This is a genomic window from Cellulosilyticum sp. I15G10I2, assembly GCF_900095725.1.
In the GTDB taxonomy this organism is placed as follows: domain Bacteria; phylum Bacillota; class Clostridia; order Lachnospirales; family Cellulosilyticaceae; genus FMMP01.
This window is the reverse complement of the sequence record NZ_FMMP01000007.1, coordinates 284,235-307,577: the sequence shown is the minus strand read 5'-3', so window position 1 is coordinate 307,577 and position 23,343 is coordinate 284,235. Positions and strand designations below refer to the sequence as shown.

Genomic DNA, 23,343 nt, shown 5'->3' with positions numbered 1-23,343 from the left:
CTATAATTTAGAATACAATAGTTGAGTCTAGTTAACAGGTGAATTTAATAATCATTCTCAAGTAATTATATAATTATTATTAATGATCGTCAAGCGTTTTGTATATCAACTAGTAGTTCTATTGAGTGTAGTTTCTCTTGTGCTTAGATGACAACAGATCGTATGGGCTCTGTTGTGGTACAAATATCTGCAGCTTAAAAGATCCCCATATGATGCTTCATATGAGGATCTTTCTTAACAAATGCGAGGCAGTAGCTCACCAGTTGACATAGGTAGCAGCTTAGTACTCCCAAGAAAGGTTTTAAGATAGACTTTATTAGAGGTATCAGATATAACCTCACCTATAATCCGTGCATCCTGACTTAAAGAATGATTTTGCATAGCATTTACTACTTTGTAACTGTCTTCTTTAGATACTATGCAAATAAGTTTACCTTCGTTTGCAACGTATAGGGGGTCAAGGCCCAGAAGGTCACAGAAGTTTTGAACTTCTTCTTTAATAGGTAAGTCTTTTTCATAAACCATTATACTTTTGGTTGTATTTAAGATAAGCTCATTTAAAGTTGTTGCAAGGCCTCCACGGGTAGGATCACGCATGATACGTACATGAGGGCTTACATTTAGGATAGTCTCTGTAACTTCGTGTAAAGATGCACAATCACTTTTAAGCAGGCTATTAAAGCCTAACATTTCCCGTTTACTCATAATGCATGCACCATGGTCACCTAAAGAGCCGCTTACGATGATCTGATCCCCAACTTGCAGTTCGTGGCGTAACTCATAATGATCTATGACCCCTACTCCTGTAGTATTAATATAGATCCCATCACACTTTCCTTTTTCTACAACTTTAGTATCTCCAGCGATGATCTTAACTTTTGCAGCCTTTGCAGCTTTTGCCATAGAATAGACTATTTTTTCTAGAGGACACATATTAAAGCCTTCTTCAATAATAAAACCTGCTGTGATATAAAGGGGCCTTGCACCACTTACACTTAAATCATTGATAGTGCCACATACAGCAAGTTTGCCAATATCTCCCCCAGGAAAAAACAGAGGATTTATAACAAAGCTATCTGTTGTAATGGCTATTTTGCCGTCTATAGGCTCAACTAAGCTAGCATCATTTTGCCTGCATAAAATATCATTGCTAAAATAGGAGAAAAATAAATCATGAATAAGTTTATAGGATTCAGTTCCGCCGCTTCCATGTGCCAAAGTTACTAGCTCCATACGATCACCTCAATTATTATATTTATAAAAATTCATACATGTTCCCTCGCTAGATACCATACATGCACCTATGGGAGATTCGGGCGTACACTTAGTTTTATAGTGTGGGCACTCTATAGGTTTTTTGATCCCCTTTAAGATTGAGCCACATATACAGCCTGGTGTTACTTTAACATCAGGTAAAGTTAAGTTAAACTTTAAGAGTGCATTAAAAGCATTAAACTCAGGCTTTAAGGATAAGCCTGTTTTAGAAATAATACCAAGTCCACGCCAAGAGCTATCCACTATTTCAAATATTTCATCTAAAAGGGTGAGGGCGTTTGTATTGCCCTTTGATTCAACAACCCGTTTATAAAGGTTTTGGCAGCTATAATCTTTGCTATTGATCATTAGCATAAGCTTGTAGATGGCTCCAATCAAATCCACACATTCAAAACCTGCGATCACCATGGGGATATGATATTTTTGGGCTAAGTATTCAAATGGTTCTGAGCCTATTACAGCAGCTACATGCCCAGGGCATATAAAACCATCTATACATAGGGTTTCATCAAAGATAAGACTTTCCATTGCATAAGGCATTGTTTTTAAGCTAAATAGCATACTTAAGTTGTTGAGCGATTGTGCTATTGCCTCCTTAAGGGTAAGGGCAATGGCAGGAGCCGTTGTTTCAAATCCTATTCCAAGAAAGACGATTTCTTTATCAGGATAGAGTTTAGCAAGAGAGATACAGTCAAGAGGCGTATAGACCACTCTGATATCCGCGCCATGGGCTCGGGTGGTACTTAATGATATCTGCGTACCAGGCACTCTTAGCATATCACCAAAAGTAGCGATAATTATATTGTGGTCTCTAGCCAAGTGGACAGCCAGATCGATATAACTGGTGTCTGTTACACACACAGGGCAGCCAGGGCCAGATAGAAGGCTGATATAAGAAGGCAAAAGTTTATCTATGCCATACTTATAAATACTCAAGGTATGGCTGCCACAGACTTCCATAATATGCAATGGTTTTTGACCAGTGTTTTGGGGACTGTTATTTAATTGATGGGTTTTATCCAGTAACCTTTGAGCGAGTATTGAATCTTTAAATTGATGGATAGATGTCATAAATTCACCTGCTTATATAGTAGGAATGGAGAATTTTAAATACGTTGTAATAACACAAAAATTATTGGGGGTGGCAAGACGTTTTTAGAACATGTATTTATTTTTGAAGAAAAGATACAGTGATACATTCAAAAAAATCCTATAAAGCCCTTGAATATATATAATATCTTATATATATATTCAAGGGCTTTATAGGATTATGTACGATAAGAAGAATTGACTATAAAATAGGCTAAATTCTTGTAAACAAAAATAGTTTATTCTTTAATAATAGCATGTAAATTATCGCTGGCGCTTTTGATTTCTTCCATTAGAACAGAAATACTTTCAATATTTTCACTATGAAGTTGAATCGTAGCGGTAAGTTCTTCTGTTGCGGCCGCATGTTCTTGAGAAATGCTGGCTATACTTTCAGTTTCATGCTCTATATCCAAGAATAACTCCATAGTATTTTCGATTTGAATATGTTCATTAGATATATATTGATCAATTTTTTTAAATGATGATTGGATGTTCTCGAAACTTTGACTTACTTGTTTTACAATTAATTCACCATCTTGTGTGGCTACGTTACCGTTATGTACATCTGCCAAAACATTTTTAGTTTTATTTTTTATGTTCTCAATAATTTCATTAATCTGTTTAACGGTGTTTGCACTTTGTTCGGCAAGATTTCTGACCTCATCAGCGACTACAGCAAAACCTTTACCAGCTTCTCCAGCCCTTGCAGCTTCTATTGCTGCATTAAGAGCCAATAAATTAGTTTGTGTTGCAATTTGTGTTATACCAGAAAGAAAAGTATTGACCTGATCCATATCATTATCTAATTCTTGTACTGTAGAAAAAGATTTTACAACAGCTTGGTTTATGATATTCATTTGTTGATCCATCTTATTTATTTTTTCTGAACTTAATAAAACTATACTACTTGCCTGAGATGAAATATCTGAAAGTTGTACAGAAAGATTATTTAGTTTAGAAAATTTGTCGCTTGCTTGATGCATCATATCATTTATACTAGAAACACTTTCAGTTTGCCCCATGACTCCCGTAGATATTTCATGAATACTATTTGATAGATCATCAGTATTAACTTTTGCTGTTTGTAAATGGGTGTTACAGTTTGAAATATTATTATTTAATACTTGAGAGTTTGTTTGTATAACATCGATTGTATTTTTTAATTGATTCAGTAAGTCATTAGATTTCTGACCTTCTGCTACAGCTAACAAAATAAGATCTGTGCCACCTTTAGACATAAAAAATAAAATAAGTACAATTAAATTAACAAAGAGTAATGGCTGAAATAAAGAGATGCCGGTTTGGTTAATAACAAGTTCTCTAATGATTAAGCCAGTGTTTAAAAAAATAGTACATGAGATAAATAATTTCTTATCAAAGTATAGGGCTGCTACACTAAGAGGCAAAAGCATAAGATACATAGATCCTATACCTTGAACAACAGGAAAAAAAGCAATACACATTGTAAATGAAATCAGATAAGCTGAAAATATTTCGAACTTTTTTTGATAGTAAAAAATACCTACGATTGCGGCTACTACTACATAGACTAAAGCATTTAAGAATAAAAATGGCAATTGTGAAGAAATGCCAAAATAAAATAAAATAGAAGCTATTAATATCAAAAAAAAGGCTATCGTTTTATTTACCTTTCGCACATAGTTTTTCATAAGACTCATATCCATCATTAACATCCTTTCGTGCTACAGTCATTTTATTTTAATAATAGCATGAAGGATATGGAAATTCAACATTTATTGATAAAAAATACTATATTATGACAAAAAATGCAATTTGTCAATGCTTAGGAGAATTTGGCTTATTGATAATCACCTTTTATAATACAAATACATTGATTGGGGATGGCAGGGTTCATAAGTATACCTGTTTAAAGGTCGGAACAGAGCATCTTAAATACTTCAAGTGTATCTAATGCTTCTTGTTCATCTATTTTTACAACACCATAACCTGCATGTACTAAAATATAATCATTTATTTTAATATCGTCTATAAGATGAGTACTCACTCTTTTTTGGACTTTCCCAAAGTCTACTAAGGCTTCATAGGGATATATTTCTATAACTTTTCCAGGGATGGCAATACACATAAAGGTCACTTCCTTATTAGTTCTGAGGCAATCACTAACTGTCCAAGAGATAGTCCGCTATCGTTACAGGGAACAAGTTTATGTGTAAGCACCTCAAAATCATGTTGATTAAGTAAATCATAAAGGTTTGTAAAGATCAAGTCATTTTGAAATACACCGCCACTAAGTGCTACTTGATGAATACCTGAGGATGTTCTAAGTTTTTGGCAGATATCAAAAGCTGCTAAAACCATTGTGTTGTGAAATTTCCGGGAAATAATGGCATGAGAGCAGTCAGTTTGCAAGTCGTAAACAATCTCTTGAATAATAGTTACAGTGTCAATAAGCCATACATAATCTATTTCTTGAACAACATAGTGATAAGCGCTGTCGGTATCAGGGGCAGCAAGCGCAAGATTTTCGAGATAAATACAGGCTTCAGCCTCATAACTTATCTTATGGGTAAAACCAAGAAGTGCGGCAACACCGTCAAAGAGCCTGCCCATACTGCAAGTTAGCGGACAAGAAATATTATTTTTAAGCATAGATAAAATAGAGGATATCGGTTTATCACTTAAATAAGAAGGCAAGACATTTACAAGATCTTCATCAAAAGCTTCATATAATAAGCTGAGGGCTAAGCGCCATGGCCATAAAGTTGCCATATCCCCACCAGGTATCTTAAAGTAAGAAAGATGTCCGCATCTTTTAAATTCTTTAAAATCACAGACCAAAAACTCACTTCCCCAACTAGCTCCGTCATCACCATAACCTACGCCATCAAAGGCAACCCCTATTACTGGCTGGTTAACATTGTTTTCAGCCATACAGCTTGCAATATGTGCATGATGATGATAGATACCGACTTTTTGTCCCGTATAAACTTTAATGTCATTTTTATAAGCAAAGTTAGGATGATAATCATAAGCTATTAGTTTGGGGTTAATGTTGTATATTTGCTTAAAGTGGTTAACGTTAAGGGTATAGTGCGCCATCGTTTCTACGGTATCTAAGTCCCCTATATATTGGCTCATAAAACAGTGATCATTACTAGAAAGACAAAAAGTATTCTTAAGTTCACTGCCAAAAGCCAGGACATTGCTTGAAGCAAAATGAAAAAAAGAGGGGGCATAGCCACGGGCGCCACGTATAACCCTTTCTTCACCTAATGTTACTTTAACTACTGAATCGTCAACAGGAATGTGGATATCACGATTGTGTACCAAAAAATAATCAGCAATATCTCTAAGTTCTTCTAAAGCCTGTTCATTTCTAAATAGCATAGGCATTCCAGAATGATTGGCACTGGTTGCCACTAGTACGCGTAGTTCTTCATCAAATAACATGTGATGCAAAGGGGCGTAAGGAAGCATTATACCCAAAGTGGGATTGTCAAAAGAAATATTATAAGGAAGTTCATCATTTCGCTTTCTTAAAAGTAAAATAGGTTTTTTACTACCGCATAAAATGTCTTTTTCTTTGGCATCTAAGCTGCAATATTGGAGAACTGTCCCCAAATCTTTCATCATTAGGGCGAGGGGCTTAGAGAGGCGGTTTTTGCGTGTTCGGAGCGTCTTTATAGTCTCTTGGGAAGTTGCATCACAGATAAGATGAAAGCCGCCGATACCTTTTACAGCTATGATATAACCTGATTTAATAAGTGAACGTGCTTTTTGAAATAGATCGGTATCCAATAGTGGATTACCTTGATGGTCTAATAACTTAAGTTGTGGGCCACAGATTTTGCAGCAAGTAGGCTGTGCGTGGAAACGTCTGTCTAAAGGATTTTCATATTCTTCTTTGCAGTCAGGACACATATTAAAATCCTGCATTGTAGTAAAGGGCCTATCATAAGGTAATGCTTTAATAATGGAAAAACGAGGTCCGCAGTTTGTGCAATTAGTAAAGGCATACTGATAACGTCTTTGATTTTTTGAGTTATTTATATCGGATAAGCAATCAGGACAAATAGCAATATCAGGCGATAAAAGTGTTAAAGCACCCTCTTCAAAAGTACTAGCCAATATTGTAAATGTGGTATAACCCTCTATTTGAGCAGGTCTTGTTAGTATTTCCTCTATTTTAGATAAGCTAGGAGCTTTTTCAGGGAGGGCTTCTAAAAATAAATTAATGTTTTGAGAAGCACCTTCTAAATGAATATAAACCCCCATAGAGCTATTCTTAACATTTCCAGTGAGGGTGTAAAGATGTGCAAGTTGATAGACAAATGGCCTGAAACCTACACCTTGCACTATACCTTTTATAATGATATCGACAGCAGGCATAGGCTATAAATCCTTCTTCTTTTTAATAGCATCCGTTAAGAAGGTAATAAAATCATTTAGACCAGTACCCTCTCGACAGGAGACTTCAAATACTTTAATTGTTTCATTAAGTGAGTAGATATCCTGATAAAATTCTTGCTTATTAAAATCCGTAAAAGGCAGGATATCCATTTTATTAAGGACCACGGCACTTGCGCGCTGAAACATAGAAGGATATTTAAGCGGTTTATCATTGCCCTCTGTTGTACTCATTATAACAATTTTCATATCTTCGCCTAAATCATAGGAGGCTGGGCAGACTAGATTCCCTATATTTTCGATGACTAGAAAATCTAAGTCCTGTGTATTAATATGTGATAGTGATTTGCGGATCATAGGTGCATCTAAGTGACAAGCACCCCCTGTGTTAACCTGCACAACATTTGTATTAAAGCATGCGATTCTTTCTGCATCTTTAGCAGTATAAAGATCACCTTCTATAATAGCCATATGCCATTTAGAGCTAATAGCAGCTATAATATTTTCGAGAATTGATGTTTTACCAGAGCCTGGTGACCCGAGTAGATTAATAGTAAAAATGCTTTGTTCATTAAAGAATGCTTTGTTCAAGGCAGCGATTTTGTTATTACTTTCAAATACACTTTTTTCAACAAGAATTTGTTTCATGCTATTCCCCCTCGATCTTTGTAACTAATAGCTCATAACCCGTTGTAATTTGATAGCTGAACGTTTTGCAGACAGGACAAAGTTTATTGGTAAAAGTGATGTTAAACTCCTTGGCACAATTTCTACAATAAGCTTTAGCTTCAGTTTTCTCGGTAATAAGCTGCGAGCCTTCACAAAGTGACCCTTTACTTAATGCTTCAAAGGCAAAGTCAAGAGAATCTTCTTGTAAAGCACAGAATTCACCAACATTAATAATAATTTTTTTAATACGGCTCATAGCATTATTTGCAGCATATTCTTTGGCGATTTCAAGAATATTATAGACAATTGATACCTCATGCATAGGTTTTCACAACTTTCTTTAGAAATTCTAAAATCTCTTTGCAAATACTTTCAAAATGATTTTGTAATACAGGAGATAATTCAAGTGAAAAGTCTATTTTATCAATCTCAATACCTATGAGACAGCCATCTATATAAGGATATTCGAGCCTAAGCGTTTTCAGTAATGTTATTTCGTGAGAGGACTGCGAATGGGTTATAAAACATTCACAGTCTGAAAAAGGAATATAACTTACAGTGCCAGGCGTTATATTTAAATAAGTACTGTCAATAATAATGACAAAATCACTTGTATCAATACAATCTAAACAATAGAGGTAATCCATTTCACCTATAATGCCATCTATATGAGGAGATAACATTTTTATACTAGGAAGAAGTTTTTCTAACACTTTTACCCCTATGGCATCATCACAAAGTAATATGTTTCCTATTCCGAATACTTTAATCATCTAGATAATCTGAATTGTTAAAGGAGCATGACGATCACTTGTAACATGAGCTGCACAGTTTAGACAAGGATCGAAGCTTCTAACAATTCTTCCTATTTCAACGGGGTTAAGTGGGTCTGCAATAGGGGTACCCATAAGCGCCTCTTCAGCAGCACCCCGTATGTTATTATTATCCTTCGGAGACATATTCCAATTAGATGGGGGGATAAGTTTATAGCTTTTAATAAGTGCATCTTCGATTTCAACAAAGTGCATAAGAGTACCCCTGGCAGCCGCCACTATGCTCATGCCACTTGCCGTTTGAGGGATTTCCCAGCGTCTTTGCATGGCCGGTTCAAGTCTTAAGATTTCAAGAAGCCCTTTCATAACTTCACAAATTTTTTGCGTTTCGAGAGCTCTTGCAATATTACGATCCATAGCAGAGGTACCACGTGTATAGATTCCGCTAATATACATTCGTGCTAGAGGCCCTACCTCCATAGCATATCCCCTATATCTTGGTGCAGTTACCCAAGAGTATGCGTCGGGTTTATCAGCATTAGGTGTAAATGCATCGTTGCCAGGAGGAATAATATCATTAGGTGCGTCAAGCCATGTATATCTAAGACTTTCTAAGATATTAGCCGTATCTAAGGGCTCAAGCTCATCGTCAATAAGTACGCCGCCCAAGGTATATGTAATAGGAAAATTATCTTCTGCAAAAAGTCTTTCAGATAGAAAGTTCTTATAACTATCACCAAGTTGATAGTAGTCATTATAGTAGTCAGCGATAGTAAACATATTAGGTATAAGGACTTCATCAACAAAAACTGAGATTTCATTTAGGATAGACCTTACATCATTATATTGCATAATAGAAATATTTGTCGTAGTACCCCCAACAAAAATGCCGTGAGGATGAGGCGCTTTACCTGCTAATACAGCAATCGCGGTATGGGCCTTTCGACTAAAAGGAAGAGAAGCATAATAATTAGCAGCTAGTCTGGTGTTAACTTCTCTTGGAAGCCTAAAGTCTGAGGTAGCAGGACTTGTTTTTTGCAAAGGATTTACACCTTCTAAATTAACATAGTCAGGTAAAACAAATTGGTACATATGCCGAATATGATTTTGTAAAAGCTCGAAGCCATTGGCAAGCTCTCGCACTATGATGCCATTAACAGAAGGGGTAACGCCTAACGCAGCTTCCAACGCTAGAGTAGAGGCAAGGGTATGATGAGTCGAGCATATACCACATGTTCTAGCTGTAAGATAGGGCATATCTAAAGGTGGTCTTCCTCTAAACATATCCTCAAAACCTCTAAATTGCATACCACTGCTTCTAGCATCCACAACTACATTATTTTCTATTTCTACACTAATTTCTAGAAGGCCGCTTACTCTAGAGATCGGATCAATTTTAATTTCTGTTCTTGCCATTTTTTCACCCCCTTTAATACCTTATAAAAGGTTCCATAAGATCGGGAAATCCAAAGCCTGCACATCCGATACAATTAGTATTAGTTCCTATAGGCCAATTATCACTTTCATTCCATCTTGTAAGAGGACAAGTTGTTCTTGTAATAGGACCACGACATCCTAGTTTAAACATACATTCGGGCTGGCCATATTCAGTAGCAAAAATACCATAATCAAAGAATGATCTTCTTGGACAACGCTCGTGGATTGTAATACCATAAAAAGTTTCAGGCCTATTTAGCGTATCAAGTTCTGGCATTCCAAAGTTTATAATGTGTGCAATGGTCCCTAGTATCCAGATGGGATTAACAGGGCAGCCAGGTACATTTATAATAGGCAGGTCTATAAGCTGGTCTAAGCGGACAGCTTGAGATATATTAGGCCTTGCAGAAGTGGGACCTCCAAAAGATGTACAAGTTCCAGCGGCTATAATATAACTGGCTCTTGGAACAATTGTTCTAACAGCATCAAGAGCAGTTACTATTTCGCCATTATAATTAGCAATGACGGCGTAGCGCCCATCAGACCTAAGAGGTATAGCGCCACTGACAATAAACAAATAGGGTTCATCAGTATTGATTGTATCTAATATACGCTGATAGGCAGCTTCACCTGAATCAGCCATAATACTATTAAAAAAAGTCATATTAACCATATCGGTTAAGAGGTCTACGAGTCCTGGATTTTCCCCATCTAAAAGAGCAATAATTTCTCCAAAACATCCAGAGGTTTCAAGCCAAATACAGTTAAGTTTCTGGGAAATGCCTTGTCTTATATTGTCTATAGCCATATTAATATAATTCATTGGAATATGTGGTTTACTGCTAGGTAAAGGACAATTTATATTATTCACAATGCACCTTCCTTTAAATCTGGCTCATTCTGCCTACAACAGGAAATACTTTAGCAATATGGCTTAAGATGCTGCTGCGGTTATTAGGCAGCTTATATGTGAGATCTTCACCTACATACAATCCAAAGTGATTGTTGCGTAGCCAGGAAGGATTCTTTGTTGCATCAAAGACTATACCATAAATGGGTATATAGGTCGGATGACCGTTCTTACCATTATAGTAGTTTTCAAGTTCGTAGAAAGTAAAAAATCTATTCGGTATAGAAAAAGGAAGTGCATTATCTAGCGGTATCGTAGTATCCGTTGTAGGTGCCATAGGACTGCCAGGAGTCGTAGGAGAGCCAGGAATCGTAGGACTCCCAGGAATTACAGGACTGACAGGAATGCCAGGACTTCCAGGAATTGCAGGGATGCCGGGAATTATAGAACTTCCAGGAATCGCAGGACCGCCAGGAGATATAGGACTTCCAGGAATCAGTGGGCTGCCTGGGATCGTTGGACTTATAGAATTACCAGGAGTCGTAGGAGCACCAGGGATTGTAGGTGAACTAGGAGTCATAGGAGCACCAGGGATTGAAGGCGAACCAGGCGTCGTAGGAGCACCAGGGATCGAAGGCGAACCAGGAGTCATAGGAGCACCAGGGATCGAAGGCGTACCAGGAGTCATAGGGCCTGGTAGTATAGGGCTTCCGGGAGTCAGTGGCGTTTCAGGAATAACATCAGGGATCATAGGAGTTGTAGGAGTGTCTGGGATCATAGGGCCAGGAGTTAGTGGACTTATAGGAGTCGAAGGTGTACCAGGGGTCATAGGAGCACCGGGGATCGAAGGCGTACCAGGGGTCATAGGAGCGCCAGGGATTGTAGGAGCACCAGGGGTCATAGGAGCACCAGGGATTGCAGGCATACTAGGACTTGTAGGGATTAGCGGAGGTGTAGGAGGTACAGGGGTCATAGGAGCCCCCGGGATTGTAGGCATTCCAGGAACCGTAGGACTTAAGGGAGAGGTCGGATCCATAGGAATAGGTAATGGCTCAAATGATTCATCAGGAGATGATTCTAAGGAACCTACAGGCGGCAATATACGCATTAAGTCAGCGGGGTTGTGATAACCACATGCTCTAGCTCCTGGAGTTACATCAGTCCCAGCCAATAATCCAAAATGAGTCCCACCTCCCCAAGTGGCAATATCACTGACATCAAAAACAATGCCATTAAAAGCTACGTAACTAGGGTTGCCCCCTAATCCATTGTAACTAGTTGCTAACTCCTCCGGTGTAAAAATCCTATCTGGAATAATAACATCACTAGGAACAGCCGGCGGCGTTAGAGATGGAACCGTAGGTGTAGGACTTGGAGGCGGTATGTTACCTGGAGGCGCTATAGGCAGTTGATTATTTGGGGGAAGCTGTCGACGAACAGGGTATCTTAATTTATTAGTATTACGCGTAGAGGCTCTAAGTTGTAAAAAAGCTTCTTCTAGGTCCATAATCTGTTGTTCGTAAGCTGCAATAGCAGGAGTATCACTGAGCGTTGAAAGGAGTTTTTTGATGCTGCGTATTTCTTCTTGAAGATAAGACATGTTGAGATTGACTAACCTATTCATATATAATCCTCGCCTATCTATAAAATATCTTCTACATATATATTCGAAGCATGCAAATAAATATGTGCGATAAGGGGAATTTGTCATAAAAAATAGAGCCAACTATTAAGTTGTTTCTCTATAAAAATTATTCTTCTTTAGTTACACAAATAAGTTGATAAGGATTTCCCCGCCAGTCTATAAATTTTTTAAAGTCTGTATAACTTATAATAACAGTAGCTGTATTGATATTAGGGTGAAATCCGAGTTTTGGGTGATTAGGTAGATCTTGATCAATAAGTATTGTTATTTCTTGGTTTGCATCATAAATAAGACCTAAGGGACTTATAGAACCTGGTGTTACACCAAGCAGCTCAAAAAGTTTGTTTTCTTCCCCGAAAACTAAGCTGGCAGCTTTTACTTGTTTACGAATAGTATTGGAATGAGCTTTTTTTTCTTCAAGCATAACCACTAAGTAATGTTTGTCTGCCCGTTTATCATATAAAAACAAATTTTTGCAAACACTAGCATCACATTCACAAAAAGTTTTAAGTTCACTGACTGTAAAGGCTGGGGGATGTGAAATGATTTCATATGAAATATTAAGTTTATCTAAAGTATTTAAGATTAAAGTTTCTTCTGCCTGCATAAATATAAACGCTCCTTACCTAAAAAAGTATAAATCTATCATATAGAGAGTTAGCATAAATATCAAGAGATGTATAGGACATAAATAAAAATCAGATGAATAAAGTTGAAATATTTTTTTAATCCTCAAATAATAGAAAATATTGTAGAATTTATATTTCAAATACTTTTTGATTTATGATATGATATAGCCAAGAAAAGCGTATTATAGGGGGATTATAAGTTGTGGGGGATACAAAAAGGAAAAAATTTAAACAACCAGAAGAAGACTATAAAAAAAGACTTATTGATCAAGCAAGTTTGGGGAAGCTTAGCTTAGAGGAAAAAGAACAGTATGAGATACTTATGAAAAGCATAAGAAAAATGGATATAGCCAGAAAGCAGAAGATTATCGCTTTTTTTATTGTATTAGTACTAATAGGAACTATAATTTTTTTAAAGTATGGTGGCGAAAGATGGTTTAACATCAATGTATCACAGCAACAAGTCACCTATTATGAGATTCCTAAGCTATCAGACAAAAACAACAAAGAATTATCTCAAGGATTATTGATGCATGTTGAAAAAAATGATGAAGCAAATATGATTTATAATATTGCACTTAAACAATATAATGAAAAGTGTTATATAGATAGTCACTATATAACAGAGTTAGAAAATATAAGAGCTTTTAATGATGAAATATGTCTTAATGATATAAATACTTTATTTAAAGAAATTAGAGATAAGCAAATAATCATTCTTAATGCCTTAAACAGTAAAGAGAAAAGTATATCAGAGATTAATATAATGATTGAAGAAACAAGAAAACTTAACGAGGCCTATAATGAGTCGGTTATTTGTGTCTTACAGTGTGAAGATACTGAATGTAAATGCATATTAGATTGTAATACATTACATAAATGACATTTTTTGATATTTTTTAATACTTTAAGACAATATATTTGACAGATACTTAGTTATAACATAATATTTAAGTATACTAGAATGAACTAAAGCTATATGCAAAAGGGGGTTACTATGCTATTTTTATGTGATTTACCGGTTGATACAGAGCCAACAAGTGATGAAGATGTATTAAGACTTAGTAATAAGAAAAAATTAGCAGTAGTTATTATAATTATAGCAGTGCTTATTATTGCCATTATTATGTGTATAGGATTTATTTTAAAGTTAAAAACACCAAAAAATGTTTCTCCATATTGTATGCTTATGAGAAATGAAAATAAGATTTGTAAAATTCATGATAAAAAACATAATAACAAAGGTTTGGCGGAGCTTATTATCCCAGAAGAAGAAATGGCTTTTCATAAGCAGCTATTTGAAGAGATCTCAGAGGGGGCCTATTTTGATGGTAAACAGATTTATAAAAAAGATGATGCAAAAGAAATACTAGCTATAAAAGATAATCTTAATAAGGAAAAAGAATCACTATTTGATAGATATCTTTCTAGTTCACTTAAAGACGAAGAAAAAGAAAGATATAACTTTATTATAGAAGAGTTAGATACTATAGAACAATCTATTATAAAGTTAAATATAAAAGAAACAGACAAAGAAATACCTACTAAGGAAGAATTGATAGAAGAAGTGGCTAGTCTTAAAAGAGAGCTTGAGCAACTTACATCAGAAGGCTTAGTTCAAATGCCCTCAGTAATAAAGACAAAGCAGAATGATACAACAGCCCAAATACAAAAAGAAATACAAACGGCAGTGAAAAATGAGAGTGTAGAGACAATCGCATATACTCGAGAAAATAATGTACAAGAAGATAAGCTTATTTACATTTCACAGTCTCATACAGAAATACAAATACCAAAAGATATAGAAAATGCTGCAACAATTAAAAGAAGCTCTTTATATAAAGACAGATAACTTTTTAACAAAAAAAAGATCATTATAAGAATATAGGCTATTTCTCTTCGTAGAGAAATAGCCTATATTTGTTATTAGATTCTATCACGGCGGCGATCAGGAAGGACATGTCCATATACATATTTATGAAAGAACCATTCAGCGATACCTACAATGGCTCCAGCAATGACAGCACTAGTAAAAGTTATCACACTATCAACCCATACATAGTTATACATATAGATAATAAATACTGCAAGGCCAGCATCAACAAGCGTTGCTACAGTATTATTAGATATAGGAAGGACTAAAAGATCTCCAATAACGTAGGCAACTAAGGTAGTTGTTAAAGCGACATATAAGATTGCCATGAAATTTAAATTAGTTAAGAATCCAAGAACAAGTTCTAATACAATAGCGATTACAGCAAACTTTATTAATAAAGCATAGACGTGTTTCATTTTTTCACCTCCTTCTGTAAGCGCATGATATGATGTTATCAGACTTATAAGAGTATTATCAAACTTAAAACTTGATAACCTTTTTTATCTATTTAAAGTACCATCATACAAGATATATTTTGTCTCAAATCACTTAAATAATACTAGGGATTAAAAGTTATAAAATTTTCAAGGGTTTTCCTAAAATTTGCTTTTGATATTCAGAAGGTAAGCAACCTACCGTTTTAGAAAACATCTTTGTGAAATGTCTTGTGCTATAATAGCCTACTCTAATAGAAATATCTTTAATATTTGCTTCCGGGGTTTCACTAAATATTCTTTTGGCATTGGTAATACGAACCTCAGTTAAATAGTTAATAAATTTCTTACCTGATTTTTGATGAAATATTTTACTAAGATAATTAGGGGTAATATCATACATCTCTGCAATAGAGTTAATGCCGATTTCATTCATATAGTTTTCTTTGATATACGCTTCAATTTGTGAAATGATATCTATATTTGACTTTTTAGGAAGGTTAAGATACATATCATTTCTATGTTCAAAGAGTTCATTAAGAAGAGAGTTATAGTCAGCAGCAGATAAGTTTAAATCAATAGAGGCATTTAAGTACTTCGCTATATTGCTTGAGTTGACGGTTTGAAAGAGTCTATGAAAATCCTTATTTTGATGTAGACATTTAATTATATTTTTATATTCAAGCTCTTCACCTTGAATAAAGGAAAGGCATAATTTTTCTAGAGCACCAGCAAACTGAAGCATGAGATCTAAGTCTTTATGCTGTAGTAGTTCTTTATAATCTATAATAGTTCCTAGTTTATAGATGGAACGTATATGAGAGATCTCAGATATTTTTGGGCATTCATAACAAAATGCATCTAGAGATTCAAATTCGGAAGAAAAAATAGTTATAGGATCGAGGGATTCATTAATAAAGTCAGTTAAAGCAGCATAAAGCATTATGGCATTTTTACAATGACTGGTTACAACACAAAGTTCGCCGCTGTTTAAATAAAAGAGAGCATAGCGAAAATCACTATCCATCATAGTGGCAAAAAGTTGTTTTAAACGCTCACTTAGTTTAGTCAGTAACTGATACCTAATGTTTTTATCCCAGTTATCGGTGTAAAAAAGATAAGCTTTGAAACATGTAGGTGCAGAAGATATGCATTTAGATAAATGAAGTTCTAGTGGATCACTGACTTGGGATACATTATAGGCGGAGATAACCTCTAAGGCAAAACTATGATTAAGTTTAGCCAGCTGGAGGTCTAAGTTTTTTTCGGTTTTTTGCATTACCTCAGAAAGTTCTTGGATGCTGACTGGCTTAAGTAAGTAATCGGATACGCCAAGTTTGATCGCCTGTTTGGCATATTCAAAATCTGAATAGCCTGTCAGCATCAGCCACTGAGTTAAAGAGGTCTTACACTTACATGCTTCAATAGCTAAGAGTCCATTAATGAGTGGCATATTAATATCTACAAAAGCAATATGGGGTTTATGTTCGAGTGCTAAGTTTATAAGCTCTTTGCCATTTTTAGCTTCTATGTAGGTATGGTTGTTTGGATAGAGTTCATCCAACATACTTTTAAGACCAAGCCTTACCATACGCTCGTCATCAGCAAGTAAAATAATCATATTTTTACACTCCTTCTACTGGAATAATAATATGGCATGATGTGCCTTGATCTAGGACACTTTGTATTTCAAAGAATGAATTGGGCCTAAATAAGTGAAGACGCTCCTCGATATTTTTAATACCAACCCGACTTTCTTTTTTGAGTGAGGACATGTCAAAGCCTAACCCATCGTCTTTCATAATAATAACAGTACATAGGCCTATAGGAGGAAGCTCTGTAGTAAAAGCATAAACATCAATAAATATAGGCTGATCACTTGGCTCCATGCCATGAATAATAGCATTTTCAACAAGGGGTTGTATAAGTAATTTAGGGATAGTATGTGTTCTTGCTGTTTCATCAATAGTTATGTGATAGCTTAGCCTGTCATCAAATCGTAGTTTTTGAAGAGAAAGATATCTATCAAGAAATGAAAATTCTTCTGCAATAGTGCTTAAATAAGCATTACTGCAGGTATATCTAAATAATGCTGTAAGCTGTATGATTGAATCCTCCAGCGTCTGTTTAGCCCCCAGTCGGTTAAGGGTAATAAACCCGTTTAAAGTATTATAGAGAAAGTGGGGATTTATCTGTGTTTGCAGCGCAATATATTCAGCATTACGTTGGCATAAGACGGCACGATATTCACTGTCAATATGATGGCTGAGTTTAAGGGTCATACGATTAAGTGCTTTTGAAATAATAGTAAACTCATCATTGCTCTTAGGATCAATAGGAACTTTAGCCTCTAAATCACCTTTCTCCATCTTTTTCATAGCAGAGATAATATTTTTTACAGGGTTAACAACTCTTTGAGAAGTGATTTGAAAAATCATAAAGGCTAGGGTAAAACAAACTATTCCCAGAAATACAGCAACATAATAAATTGTACTTGTCTGCATAAGCACATCTTTTCTTGAGGACATATAGACAAGCTGCCACGGGGTTGAGGGAATATCCTCGATAGATATGTAAAAAGTATCATTATGAGACTTTATTATTTGATTGTTTTCAGAGATTTTTTGAAGTAGTTCTTGTGATACCTCATGGGTTGAATAAATAACTTTTTTATTTTGATCTAAAAGGGCCAGAACAGAATGGGGACTTAAAGAGATATTATTAAAGATGTCTCTTATAATATTTTCCGCTGCATCAACCTTTATAACGCCCACATAACGCTTACTATTAGTATCTTTAATAAGCCGTACAACGGAAAAAACATGCATAGGATATGCATAGTTGTAGTAAGTGGCCTCATGAACAGGAGAGAATATGGCCGCACCATTTTGTTTGATGGCTTCATTATACCAGCTCTCAGCTTTAAAGTTATAATCATTGATTTCTTCAAGTCCTTCTTTCATACGTTTAATAACATACGAGGTATTATCATTGTTATTAACAGGCATAAACAAAACCCCTGTTACGTCATTTCTTGAAAGGTATAAAACTTTCATCATACTTTGGGTATAAGCTCTTGCCATTGTAAATTTTTTAAACTGATCCTCTCCCTTAGTATAATTCCCGCTATTGATATAAATTAACGGCTCCATAACTTCATCATATACATGAGGCGATAGTGAAAGACGTTTAAGTTCATCAAGATACAATTGAAGGTTTTTAGAGACGGAATAAAGCGTGTTGGAGAAAAGCTCATCAGATTGTTTAATAAAAAGATTATTAAAGTAAAGTGAAAGTAAAGAGGACATCAGTATTAAAGGAATAGCAATCCATATAAAAAATAATCCTAAGAGCTTTAGTTTAAATGTATAGGTTCTTTTCAACTTAAATGTTCACCGCCTTTTACTAACAAGATAAGTTTTGTTATAATTATATCATAATTGGGTTTGACTACAATGAATTTTGTGCAAAGTGTAAAAATGAACGCTCTGAGTGTAGAAATATAACATATACATAGGCAGGTATTTTAGATATACTTTGGTTATAAAAAACAAAAGGGGGATATTTTTATGAAAAAGTTTTCAAGTATCATTTTAGGCCTCACTTTAAGTATGACACTATTTGCGGGGTGCTCAAAACCACCGGTGGAGGATACAGCAGCCGGGGCACCAGCTGCACCTCAAGCATCTGCTGAAGCTAAGGCTGAAACCGCTCCAAAATCTGATATTAAACTAACATTTATGTCAAGTATGGTAGGGGTTCCAAGTGAGGCACTTGAGCAAGCTTGTAAGGATTTTACGGCTGAAACAGGTATTCAAGTTGAATATTCCGCACCCGGTGCAAACTATGAAGAGCTTATGAAAACCAAGATGGCATCACAAGACCTTCCCGATCTTTGGAATACTCATGGCTGGTCAGTTGCAAGATACAGTGAGTACTTAAGACCTATAAATGATCAACCCTTTGCAGCAGATATTGTTGATTCTATTAGACCGCTTATTACGGATAAGGATGGGCAAATGTATGTTTTACCATCAGATGTTGACCTTGCAGGCATTGTCTATAACAAAGACGTAATGGATAAAGCTGGTGTTAATGTTGATGATATTAAGACTTGGTCAGATTTTGAAACAGCTTGTGAAAAGATCAAATCAGTTGGTCTTACACCTGTTCATATCGGCGGAAAAGATAACTGGACAATAGGTCAATATTTTGACTGGGTAGCACCTTCATTCTACATAACAAATGAAAGTAAAAACTTTAGACAGGACTTTAAAGATGGCACTTTTGATTGGAAGAACTGGGAAGAAATCTGTGAAATGCTTGATAAATGGAATCAGTCAGGGTATTTAAATGTAGATTCTCTTACTTCTGATTATATTACAGGAGCAAAAGCTCTCGGAGAAGGAAAAGTTGGATTTGAATTTTATGGTAACTATGCGATTACGGAAGCATTAGGTGCTTTTCCAAATGCTAACCTTGGGATGATGCCTATTCCAGCAAAAGATGCATCAGATGAACCTACACTTATTGGTGGAGAGCGTCTTGCAACAGGTGTATGGAAAGACACGCCACACATGGAAGAAGCATTGCAACTCCTTAATTATCTTGCAAGACCAGATGTCTGTGCAAAACTTGCAACAGCAAATGGTATGCCAGCAGGACTTAAAGGCGTTGAAAGTGATACAGGACTGCTTAAAGCTTACTATGAAAAATATGCAGATGTAAAAACTTTCCCATACTTTGATAGAGAATATTTACCAAGTGGTATGTGGGATGACCTTTGTATTACAGGTGCAAATATTCTTTCAAAACAACCAGGGACTATAGCTGATGCAGTTAAGCAAATGGAACAGAGCTTCAATGACAAATTTTCACAAAAATAAAAACTTTAGAGGCAGGACTTAAACGCCTGTCTCTTTTTAAACTAACTAGGTGAAGGAGACTATAAGTGTGAAAGTAAAAACAAAAAACATAATGAATCTATTTTATTTGCCCGCAATCATTTTGTTTGTAGCTTTTGTGGTATTCCCTTTTACACAAGGGATAAGAATATCCTTCACAAACTGGAATGGATATTCTCAAGCCTATAAATATATTGGACTTGATAATTATATAAGATTTTTTAAAGATAAAAATATTTTACAGGCCTTTGTTAACACTATTATCTATGGGTTTGGCAGTACACTGTTCCAAAATGTTTTAGGGCTCGCGTATGCACTTTTTCTGAATTCTAAGTTTAGAGGCCGCTCAGTTGTAAGAACAATCATCTATATGCCTGTTATGATTGCGCCGCTTATTATGGGATATATGATGTATTTTATTGTACAGTATGATGGCGGATCACTTAACGATATTATGATCTTCTTTGGAAAAGGAGCAGTTGACTGGATGGCACAGGGACCGCGTGCTGTACTGATTATGACTTTTATTAATATTCTTCAGTTCGTTGGAATTTCCATGGTTATTTACCTTGCAGGACTTCAAAATATTTCTGAGATGTACTATGAAGCAGCTTCTATTGATGGCGTTAATGCCTGGGGACAGTTTAAATATATCACATTGCCGCTTTTGCTGCCTGCGATATCCTCTGCAGTTGTCCTTAACCTTATTGGAGGCTTAAAGTTATTTGATATTATTATGGCGCTCACCGCAGGAGGGCCTGGATACTCCACGCACTCCCTCTCAACAATGGTCACCAATATGTATTTTAGAGGACAGCATGCAGGGTATTCTGCTACAATAGGAATCTTTACCTTTATATTTATTATGATAGTAAGCAATGTGATTGTACACTATTTTGATAAAAAGGAGGTTGAGATGTAATGGTACAAAATAATAAAGCAGCAGTTTTTTGGAAAATACCACTTGCCGTTTTTCTGGCAATCATTCATTTTACACCGATTTATATACTGATTGGGGTAGCTTTTAAATCTCCGAGGGATGTAACCTCAAGATGGATATTGCCGGGGTATATCTATAAACAAAATTTTGATATTGCGATTAATAAAGGCAATATGCTAGGCGGACTTTATAATTCTGCGATTATTACAATCTGCTGCATAGCCCTCATTACAGTCTTTGGTGCCTTGGCATCTTATCCCTTAGCAAGAAACCGAACGAGGTTTAATGGGGGGATCAAAGCCTTTATACTAGGCATTATGATGGTACCTCCCCTTAGTATACTTGTACCGCTATATACCGTTATGGCAGGACTTAAAGGGACTTCTACGTATTGGGGCATCATTCTTATTATTACAACTTTTCAGCTTCCGATGAGTATATTCCTTTATACAAACTTTATAGCGGCTATCCCTACAGCACTAGATGAAGCTGCATCGATCGATGGCTGCGGACCATTTAGAACGTTTTTTCTTGTGATTTTGCCACAACTTAAGCCTATTACAGCATCAGTTGTTATCCTTACAGGGATCAACTGTTGGAATGACTATCAGTTTTCACTTTATATGCTGCAATCACCAAAGATTAAAACAATAACACTGGCGATATCAAGCTTCTTCTCACAAAGTTCCAATAATGTGAATGCAGCGGCAGCGGCAGCTCTTATGGGCATCCTGCCTGTTATTATACTTTTTCTAGCGCTGCAAAAATACTTTATTAAAGGAATGGTTGATAGTGCTATTAAATAAGAAGGGCTAATCGTAGCAATAAGAATTTAAATTAAAACGAATAAAGTGATAATAAAAACATCTTAAATTGAGTCGATGAGCTCATTTAAGATGTTTTTGAGTTAAAAGTTTAATACCATTATAAAAAGCTAAACGATAATATCATATTTCTCAAGGCGTAAGATCTTAGTTAAGCCTTCTGAATAAAATTCAATTTGCTGTCCATCTTCATGAGGGAAAATAGTTGAAGAAAGAGCCATTTCACCATCATTAATAAAAAGTTCAATAGAATAATGATCAACTAAAGCACGAATTTTTAATAAATTATCTTTAAGTACTAGTGGCTTGCGTCGAATATAACTGTGTTCGTTTTCTGAGGTAATAGCCTCAGAAATAGGCTCGCCGTTTTTGCTGCGATCTAGTATCAGCTGAGAGTTACGGCACTCATACATTAAAGTAGTTTCACAGTCTTGTCCTTTGCGTAGTTTAATGCTAAAAGCTTCTGTCTTTGATAAGTCTAAACTTAGTTCTAGATCTAATTGTTTGCCTGCAACTTGTTCTAATTGAAGGTTATTTTCAAAAACTAGATTTTCATAAGTAATGGCATTCTTTCGGTAACTTTTAATCTCATCAATCGGGTATTGATAGAGCTTGTTATTGTGAAGGGTTAAAACCCGAGGCACGCTCATCATACCATTCCAGCCATATACAGATGTAGGCATAGCAGCCCCCCACATATTAAGCCAAGCAATCATAATACGACGACCAGATGGATCCACGGTTGTTTGAGGGGCGTAAAAGCTAAAACCACAGTCTAGCTCATCGGTGTGTTTCCAATCATAAGTGCCTGAGTTATAGTTCATATCTCCAATAAAATATTGCGTTGTATGCTTAGGACCGATAGTGTTTTCATTAATAATTGAAAGCATAAGAACGTCACTGAAGCTTTCGCTATTTAAAGAGAATAAATCAGGACATTCCCACATCTCCCCAAACTGATTCTGACTAGAAGCAAGTACCGAACGAAACGTCCAGTTTAAAAAGTCTTCAGAACGATAAAGTTGTGCTTGCCCCCCGTTTTCTTTATCTTTAGCGACTATAATGGCATAATACATACCATTCATATAAAATACTTTAGGATCTCGAAAATCCTGAGGGATAGAACCAGAAGGTAAATCATTTTCATCAAGGACAGGATTATTAGCATACTTTGTAAAGTGAATGCCATCTTTGCTAAAAGCGATATTTTGATTTTGTCTGACTGGTTCTAAGTCATCCGTTTTTTCATATACAGAACCAACGTTACCGGTATACATGAGACATAACTCATCATTAACAACCATAGCACTGCCAGAAAAGCATCCGTCGCAGTCATAGGCTTCATCGGGAGCAAGGGCAACGGGAAGATGCTCCCACTTGATGAGATCATTGGATTTGGCATGTCCCCAATGCATAGGGCCCCAATTTGTATTATAGGGATGGTACTGATAAAACAAATGGTAAGCATTTTTAAAAAAGGAAAAACCATTTGGGTCATTAAGCCAGCCAATAGGCGCTGTAAAATGAAAAGCTGGACGTATTTGTATTTGTGATTGGTGCATATTAACGTAGTCGTTCGCGAGATTAAGTTTATTCATTTGAAAGT

General features: G+C 35.7%; 22 protein-coding genes. 6 read left to right on the top strand and 16 right to left on the bottom strand.

The window, feature by feature from the left end:
* Positions 1 to 234: 234 nt before the first annotated feature.
* The 11 genes from hypE to BN3326_RS22360 all read right to left on the bottom strand — a co-directional run bounded on the left by hypE (position 235) and on the right by BN3326_RS22360 (position 10,822).
* Positions 235 to 1,233, bottom strand: coding sequence for a hydrogenase expression/formation protein HypE (gene hypE / locus BN3326_RS08185; RefSeq protein ID WP_069998696.1), 999 nt, complete (start codon positions 1,231 to 1,233; stop codon positions 235 to 237).
* A gap of 9 nt (positions 1,234 to 1,242) precedes the next feature.
* Positions 1,243 to 2,346 (bottom strand): hydrogenase formation protein HypD, encoded by a 1,104-nt coding sequence (gene hypD / locus BN3326_RS08180; protein ID WP_069998695.1) that lies wholly within the window; start codon positions 2,344 to 2,346, stop codon positions 1,243 to 1,245.
* Positions 2,347 to 2,603: 257 nt separating this feature from the next.
* Positions 2,604 to 4,052, bottom strand: coding sequence for a methyl-accepting chemotaxis protein (locus BN3326_RS08175; RefSeq protein ID WP_171903798.1), 1,449 nt, complete (start codon positions 4,050 to 4,052; stop codon positions 2,604 to 2,606).
* Between the two features lie 203 nt (positions 4,053 to 4,255).
* A complete protein-coding gene (locus BN3326_RS08170) occupies positions 4,256 to 4,474 on the bottom strand; it encodes a HypC/HybG/HupF family hydrogenase formation chaperone (RefSeq protein ID WP_069998693.1) in 219 nt (72 codons plus the stop codon).
* Between the two features lie 5 nt (positions 4,475 to 4,479).
* Positions 4,480 to 6,738, bottom strand: coding sequence for a carbamoyltransferase HypF (gene hypF, locus BN3326_RS08165; protein ID WP_069998692.1), 2,259 nt, complete (start codon positions 6,736 to 6,738; stop codon positions 4,480 to 4,482).
* Between the two features lie 3 nt (positions 6,739 to 6,741).
* Entirely contained in the window at positions 6,742 to 7,404 is a 663-nt protein-coding gene (hypB, locus tag BN3326_RS08160; protein WP_069998691.1) for a hydrogenase nickel incorporation protein HypB, read from the bottom strand.
* Between the two features lies 1 nt (position 7,405).
* The gene (hypA, locus tag BN3326_RS08155; RefSeq protein ID WP_069998690.1) at positions 7,406 to 7,747 is read right to left on the bottom strand and encodes a hydrogenase maturation nickel metallochaperone HypA; all 342 of its coding nucleotides are present in this window, start codon (positions 7,745 to 7,747) and stop codon (positions 7,406 to 7,408) included.
* A complete protein-coding gene (locus BN3326_RS08150) occupies positions 7,740 to 8,198 on the bottom strand; it encodes a hydrogenase maturation protease (RefSeq protein WP_069998689.1) in 459 nt (152 codons plus the stop codon). The genes hypA and BN3326_RS08150 overlap by 8 nt, the downstream gene beginning before the upstream one ends.
* Positions 8,199 to 9,614 carry a nickel-dependent hydrogenase large subunit gene (locus BN3326_RS08145; RefSeq protein ID WP_069998688.1) on the bottom strand — a complete coding sequence of 472 codons (1,416 nt, stop codon included), beginning with the start codon at positions 9,612 to 9,614 and terminating at the stop codon, positions 8,199 to 8,201.
* 13 nt (positions 9,615 to 9,627) lie between these two features.
* Entirely contained in the window at positions 9,628 to 10,506 is an 879-nt protein-coding gene (locus BN3326_RS08140) for a hydrogenase small subunit (RefSeq protein ID WP_242875968.1), read from the bottom strand.
* A gap of 13 nt (positions 10,507 to 10,519) precedes the next feature.
* The gene (locus tag BN3326_RS22360) at positions 10,520 to 10,822 is read right to left on the bottom strand and encodes a cytochrome b5-like heme/steroid binding domain-containing protein (RefSeq protein ID WP_242875967.1); all 303 of its coding nucleotides are present in this window, start codon (positions 10,820 to 10,822) and stop codon (positions 10,520 to 10,522) included.
* A gap of 67 nt (positions 10,823 to 10,889) precedes the next feature.
* On the opposite strand from BN3326_RS22360, the gene BN3326_RS22355 reads away from it, so the two are divergent.
* Positions 10,890 to 11,612, top strand: a complete 723-nt coding sequence (locus BN3326_RS22355; RefSeq protein WP_069998687.1) for a hypothetical protein — start codon at positions 10,890 to 10,892, stop codon at positions 11,610 to 11,612.
* 624 nt (positions 11,613 to 12,236) lie between these two features.
* Here the strand turns inward: BN3326_RS22355 and BN3326_RS08125 are convergent.
* On the bottom strand, positions 12,237 to 12,737 hold the full coding sequence (locus BN3326_RS08125; RefSeq protein ID WP_069998686.1) for a prolyl-tRNA synthetase associated domain-containing protein: 501 nt from the start codon (positions 12,735 to 12,737) through the stop codon (positions 12,237 to 12,239).
* A gap of 224 nt (positions 12,738 to 12,961) precedes the next feature.
* Between BN3326_RS08125 and BN3326_RS08120 the strand changes: the two genes are divergently transcribed.
* Both BN3326_RS08120 and BN3326_RS08115 read left to right on the top strand, forming a co-directional pair.
* Positions 12,962 to 13,642 (top strand): hypothetical protein, encoded by a 681-nt coding sequence (locus tag BN3326_RS08120; protein ID WP_069998685.1) that lies wholly within the window; start codon positions 12,962 to 12,964, stop codon positions 13,640 to 13,642.
* A 114-nt stretch (positions 13,643 to 13,756) separates the two neighbouring features.
* Positions 13,757 to 14,611, top strand: a complete 855-nt coding sequence (locus BN3326_RS08115) for a hypothetical protein (RefSeq protein ID WP_069998684.1) — start codon at positions 13,757 to 13,759, stop codon at positions 14,609 to 14,611.
* 74 nt (positions 14,612 to 14,685) lie between these two features.
* On the opposite strand, the gene BN3326_RS08110 is transcribed toward BN3326_RS08115, so the two are convergent.
* From BN3326_RS08110 to BN3326_RS08100, 3 genes are all read right to left on the bottom strand, one after another.
* Positions 14,686 to 15,051 carry a DUF2512 family protein gene (locus BN3326_RS08110; RefSeq protein WP_069998683.1) on the bottom strand — a complete coding sequence of 122 codons (366 nt, stop codon included), beginning with the start codon at positions 15,049 to 15,051 and terminating at the stop codon, positions 14,686 to 14,688.
* Positions 15,052 to 15,208: 157 nt separating this feature from the next.
* A complete protein-coding gene (locus BN3326_RS08105) occupies positions 15,209 to 16,690 on the bottom strand; it encodes a response regulator (RefSeq protein ID WP_069998682.1) in 1,482 nt (493 codons plus the stop codon).
* Between the two features lie 4 nt (positions 16,691 to 16,694).
* Positions 16,695 to 18,452, bottom strand: a complete 1,758-nt coding sequence (locus BN3326_RS08100) for a sensor histidine kinase (protein ID WP_069998681.1) — start codon at positions 18,450 to 18,452, stop codon at positions 16,695 to 16,697.
* 186 nt (positions 18,453 to 18,638) lie between these two features.
* Here BN3326_RS08100 and BN3326_RS08095 point away from each other — a divergent pair, with 186 nt between their 5' ends.
* The 3 genes from BN3326_RS08095 (at position 18,639) to BN3326_RS08085 (ending at position 21,719) form a co-directional block, all read left to right on the top strand.
* Positions 18,639 to 19,955, top strand: coding sequence for an ABC transporter substrate-binding protein (locus BN3326_RS08095; RefSeq protein WP_069998680.1), 1,317 nt, complete (start codon positions 18,639 to 18,641; stop codon positions 19,953 to 19,955).
* A 67-nt stretch (positions 19,956 to 20,022) separates the two neighbouring features.
* Complete coding sequence (locus BN3326_RS08090; RefSeq protein WP_069998679.1) at positions 20,023 to 20,895, top strand: carbohydrate ABC transporter permease; 873 nt, start codon at positions 20,023 to 20,025, stop codon at positions 20,893 to 20,895.
* Complete coding sequence (locus tag BN3326_RS08085) at positions 20,895 to 21,719, top strand: carbohydrate ABC transporter permease (RefSeq protein WP_069998678.1); 825 nt, start codon at positions 20,895 to 20,897, stop codon at positions 21,717 to 21,719. The genes BN3326_RS08090 and BN3326_RS08085 overlap by 1 nt, the downstream gene beginning before the upstream one ends.
* A gap of 128 nt (positions 21,720 to 21,847) precedes the next feature.
* Here BN3326_RS08085 and BN3326_RS08080 read toward each other — a convergent pair whose 3' ends face one another.
* Positions 21,848 to 23,335 (bottom strand): glycoside hydrolase family 32 protein, encoded by a 1,488-nt coding sequence (locus BN3326_RS08080; RefSeq protein ID WP_069998677.1) that lies wholly within the window; start codon positions 23,333 to 23,335, stop codon positions 21,848 to 21,850.
* Positions 23,336 to 23,343 lie beyond the last annotated feature (8 nt).

Excerpts from the sequence above, each read along its gene's own strand:
- hypE (WP_069998696.1), bottom strand. The coding sequence starts at position 1,233 with ATGGAGCTAGTAACTTTGGCACATGGAAGCGGCGGAACTGAATCCTAT.
- hypD (WP_069998695.1), bottom strand. The coding sequence starts at position 2,346 with ATGACATCTATCCATCAATTTAAAGATTCAATACTCGCTCAAAGGTTA.
- BN3326_RS08175 (WP_171903798.1), bottom strand. The coding sequence starts at position 4,052 with ATGGATATGAGTCTTATGAAAAACTATGTGCGAAAGGTAAATAAAACG.
- BN3326_RS08170 (WP_069998693.1), bottom strand. The coding sequence starts at position 4,474 with ATGTGTATTGCCATCCCTGGAAAAGTTATAGAAATATATCCCTATGAA.
- hypF (WP_069998692.1), bottom strand. The coding sequence starts at position 6,738 with ATGCCTGCTGTCGATATCATTATAAAAGGTATAGTGCAAGGTGTAGGT.
- hypB (WP_069998691.1), bottom strand. The coding sequence starts at position 7,404 with ATGAAACAAATTCTTGTTGAAAAAAGTGTATTTGAAAGTAATAACAAA.
- hypA (WP_069998690.1), bottom strand. The coding sequence starts at position 7,747 with ATGCATGAGGTATCAATTGTCTATAATATTCTTGAAATCGCCAAAGAA.
- BN3326_RS08150 (WP_069998689.1), bottom strand. The coding sequence starts at position 8,198 with ATGATTAAAGTATTCGGAATAGGAAACATATTACTTTGTGATGATGCC.
- BN3326_RS08145 (WP_069998688.1), bottom strand. The coding sequence starts at position 9,614 with ATGGCAAGAACAGAAATTAAAATTGATCCGATCTCTAGAGTAAGCGGC.
- BN3326_RS22360 (WP_242875967.1), bottom strand. The coding sequence starts at position 10,822 with ATGGCACCTACAACGGATACTACGATACCGCTAGATAATGCACTTCCT.
- BN3326_RS22355 (WP_069998687.1), top strand. The coding sequence starts at position 10,890 with ATGCCAGGACTTCCAGGAATTGCAGGGATGCCGGGAATTATAGAACTT.
- BN3326_RS08125 (WP_069998686.1), bottom strand. The coding sequence starts at position 12,737 with ATGCAGGCAGAAGAAACTTTAATCTTAAATACTTTAGATAAACTTAAT.
- BN3326_RS08115 (WP_069998684.1), top strand. The coding sequence starts at position 13,757 with ATGCTATTTTTATGTGATTTACCGGTTGATACAGAGCCAACAAGTGAT.
- BN3326_RS08110 (WP_069998683.1), bottom strand. The coding sequence starts at position 15,051 with ATGAAACACGTCTATGCTTTATTAATAAAGTTTGCTGTAATCGCTATT.
- BN3326_RS08105 (WP_069998682.1), bottom strand. The coding sequence starts at position 16,690 with ATGATTATTTTACTTGCTGATGACGAGCGTATGGTAAGGCTTGGTCTT.
- BN3326_RS08095 (WP_069998680.1), top strand. The coding sequence starts at position 18,639 with ATGAAAAAGTTTTCAAGTATCATTTTAGGCCTCACTTTAAGTATGACA.
- BN3326_RS08085 (WP_069998678.1), top strand. The coding sequence starts at position 20,895 with ATGGTACAAAATAATAAAGCAGCAGTTTTTTGGAAAATACCACTTGCC.
- BN3326_RS08080 (WP_069998677.1), bottom strand. The coding sequence starts at position 23,335 with ATGAATAAACTTAATCTCGCGAACGACTACGTTAATATGCACCAATCA.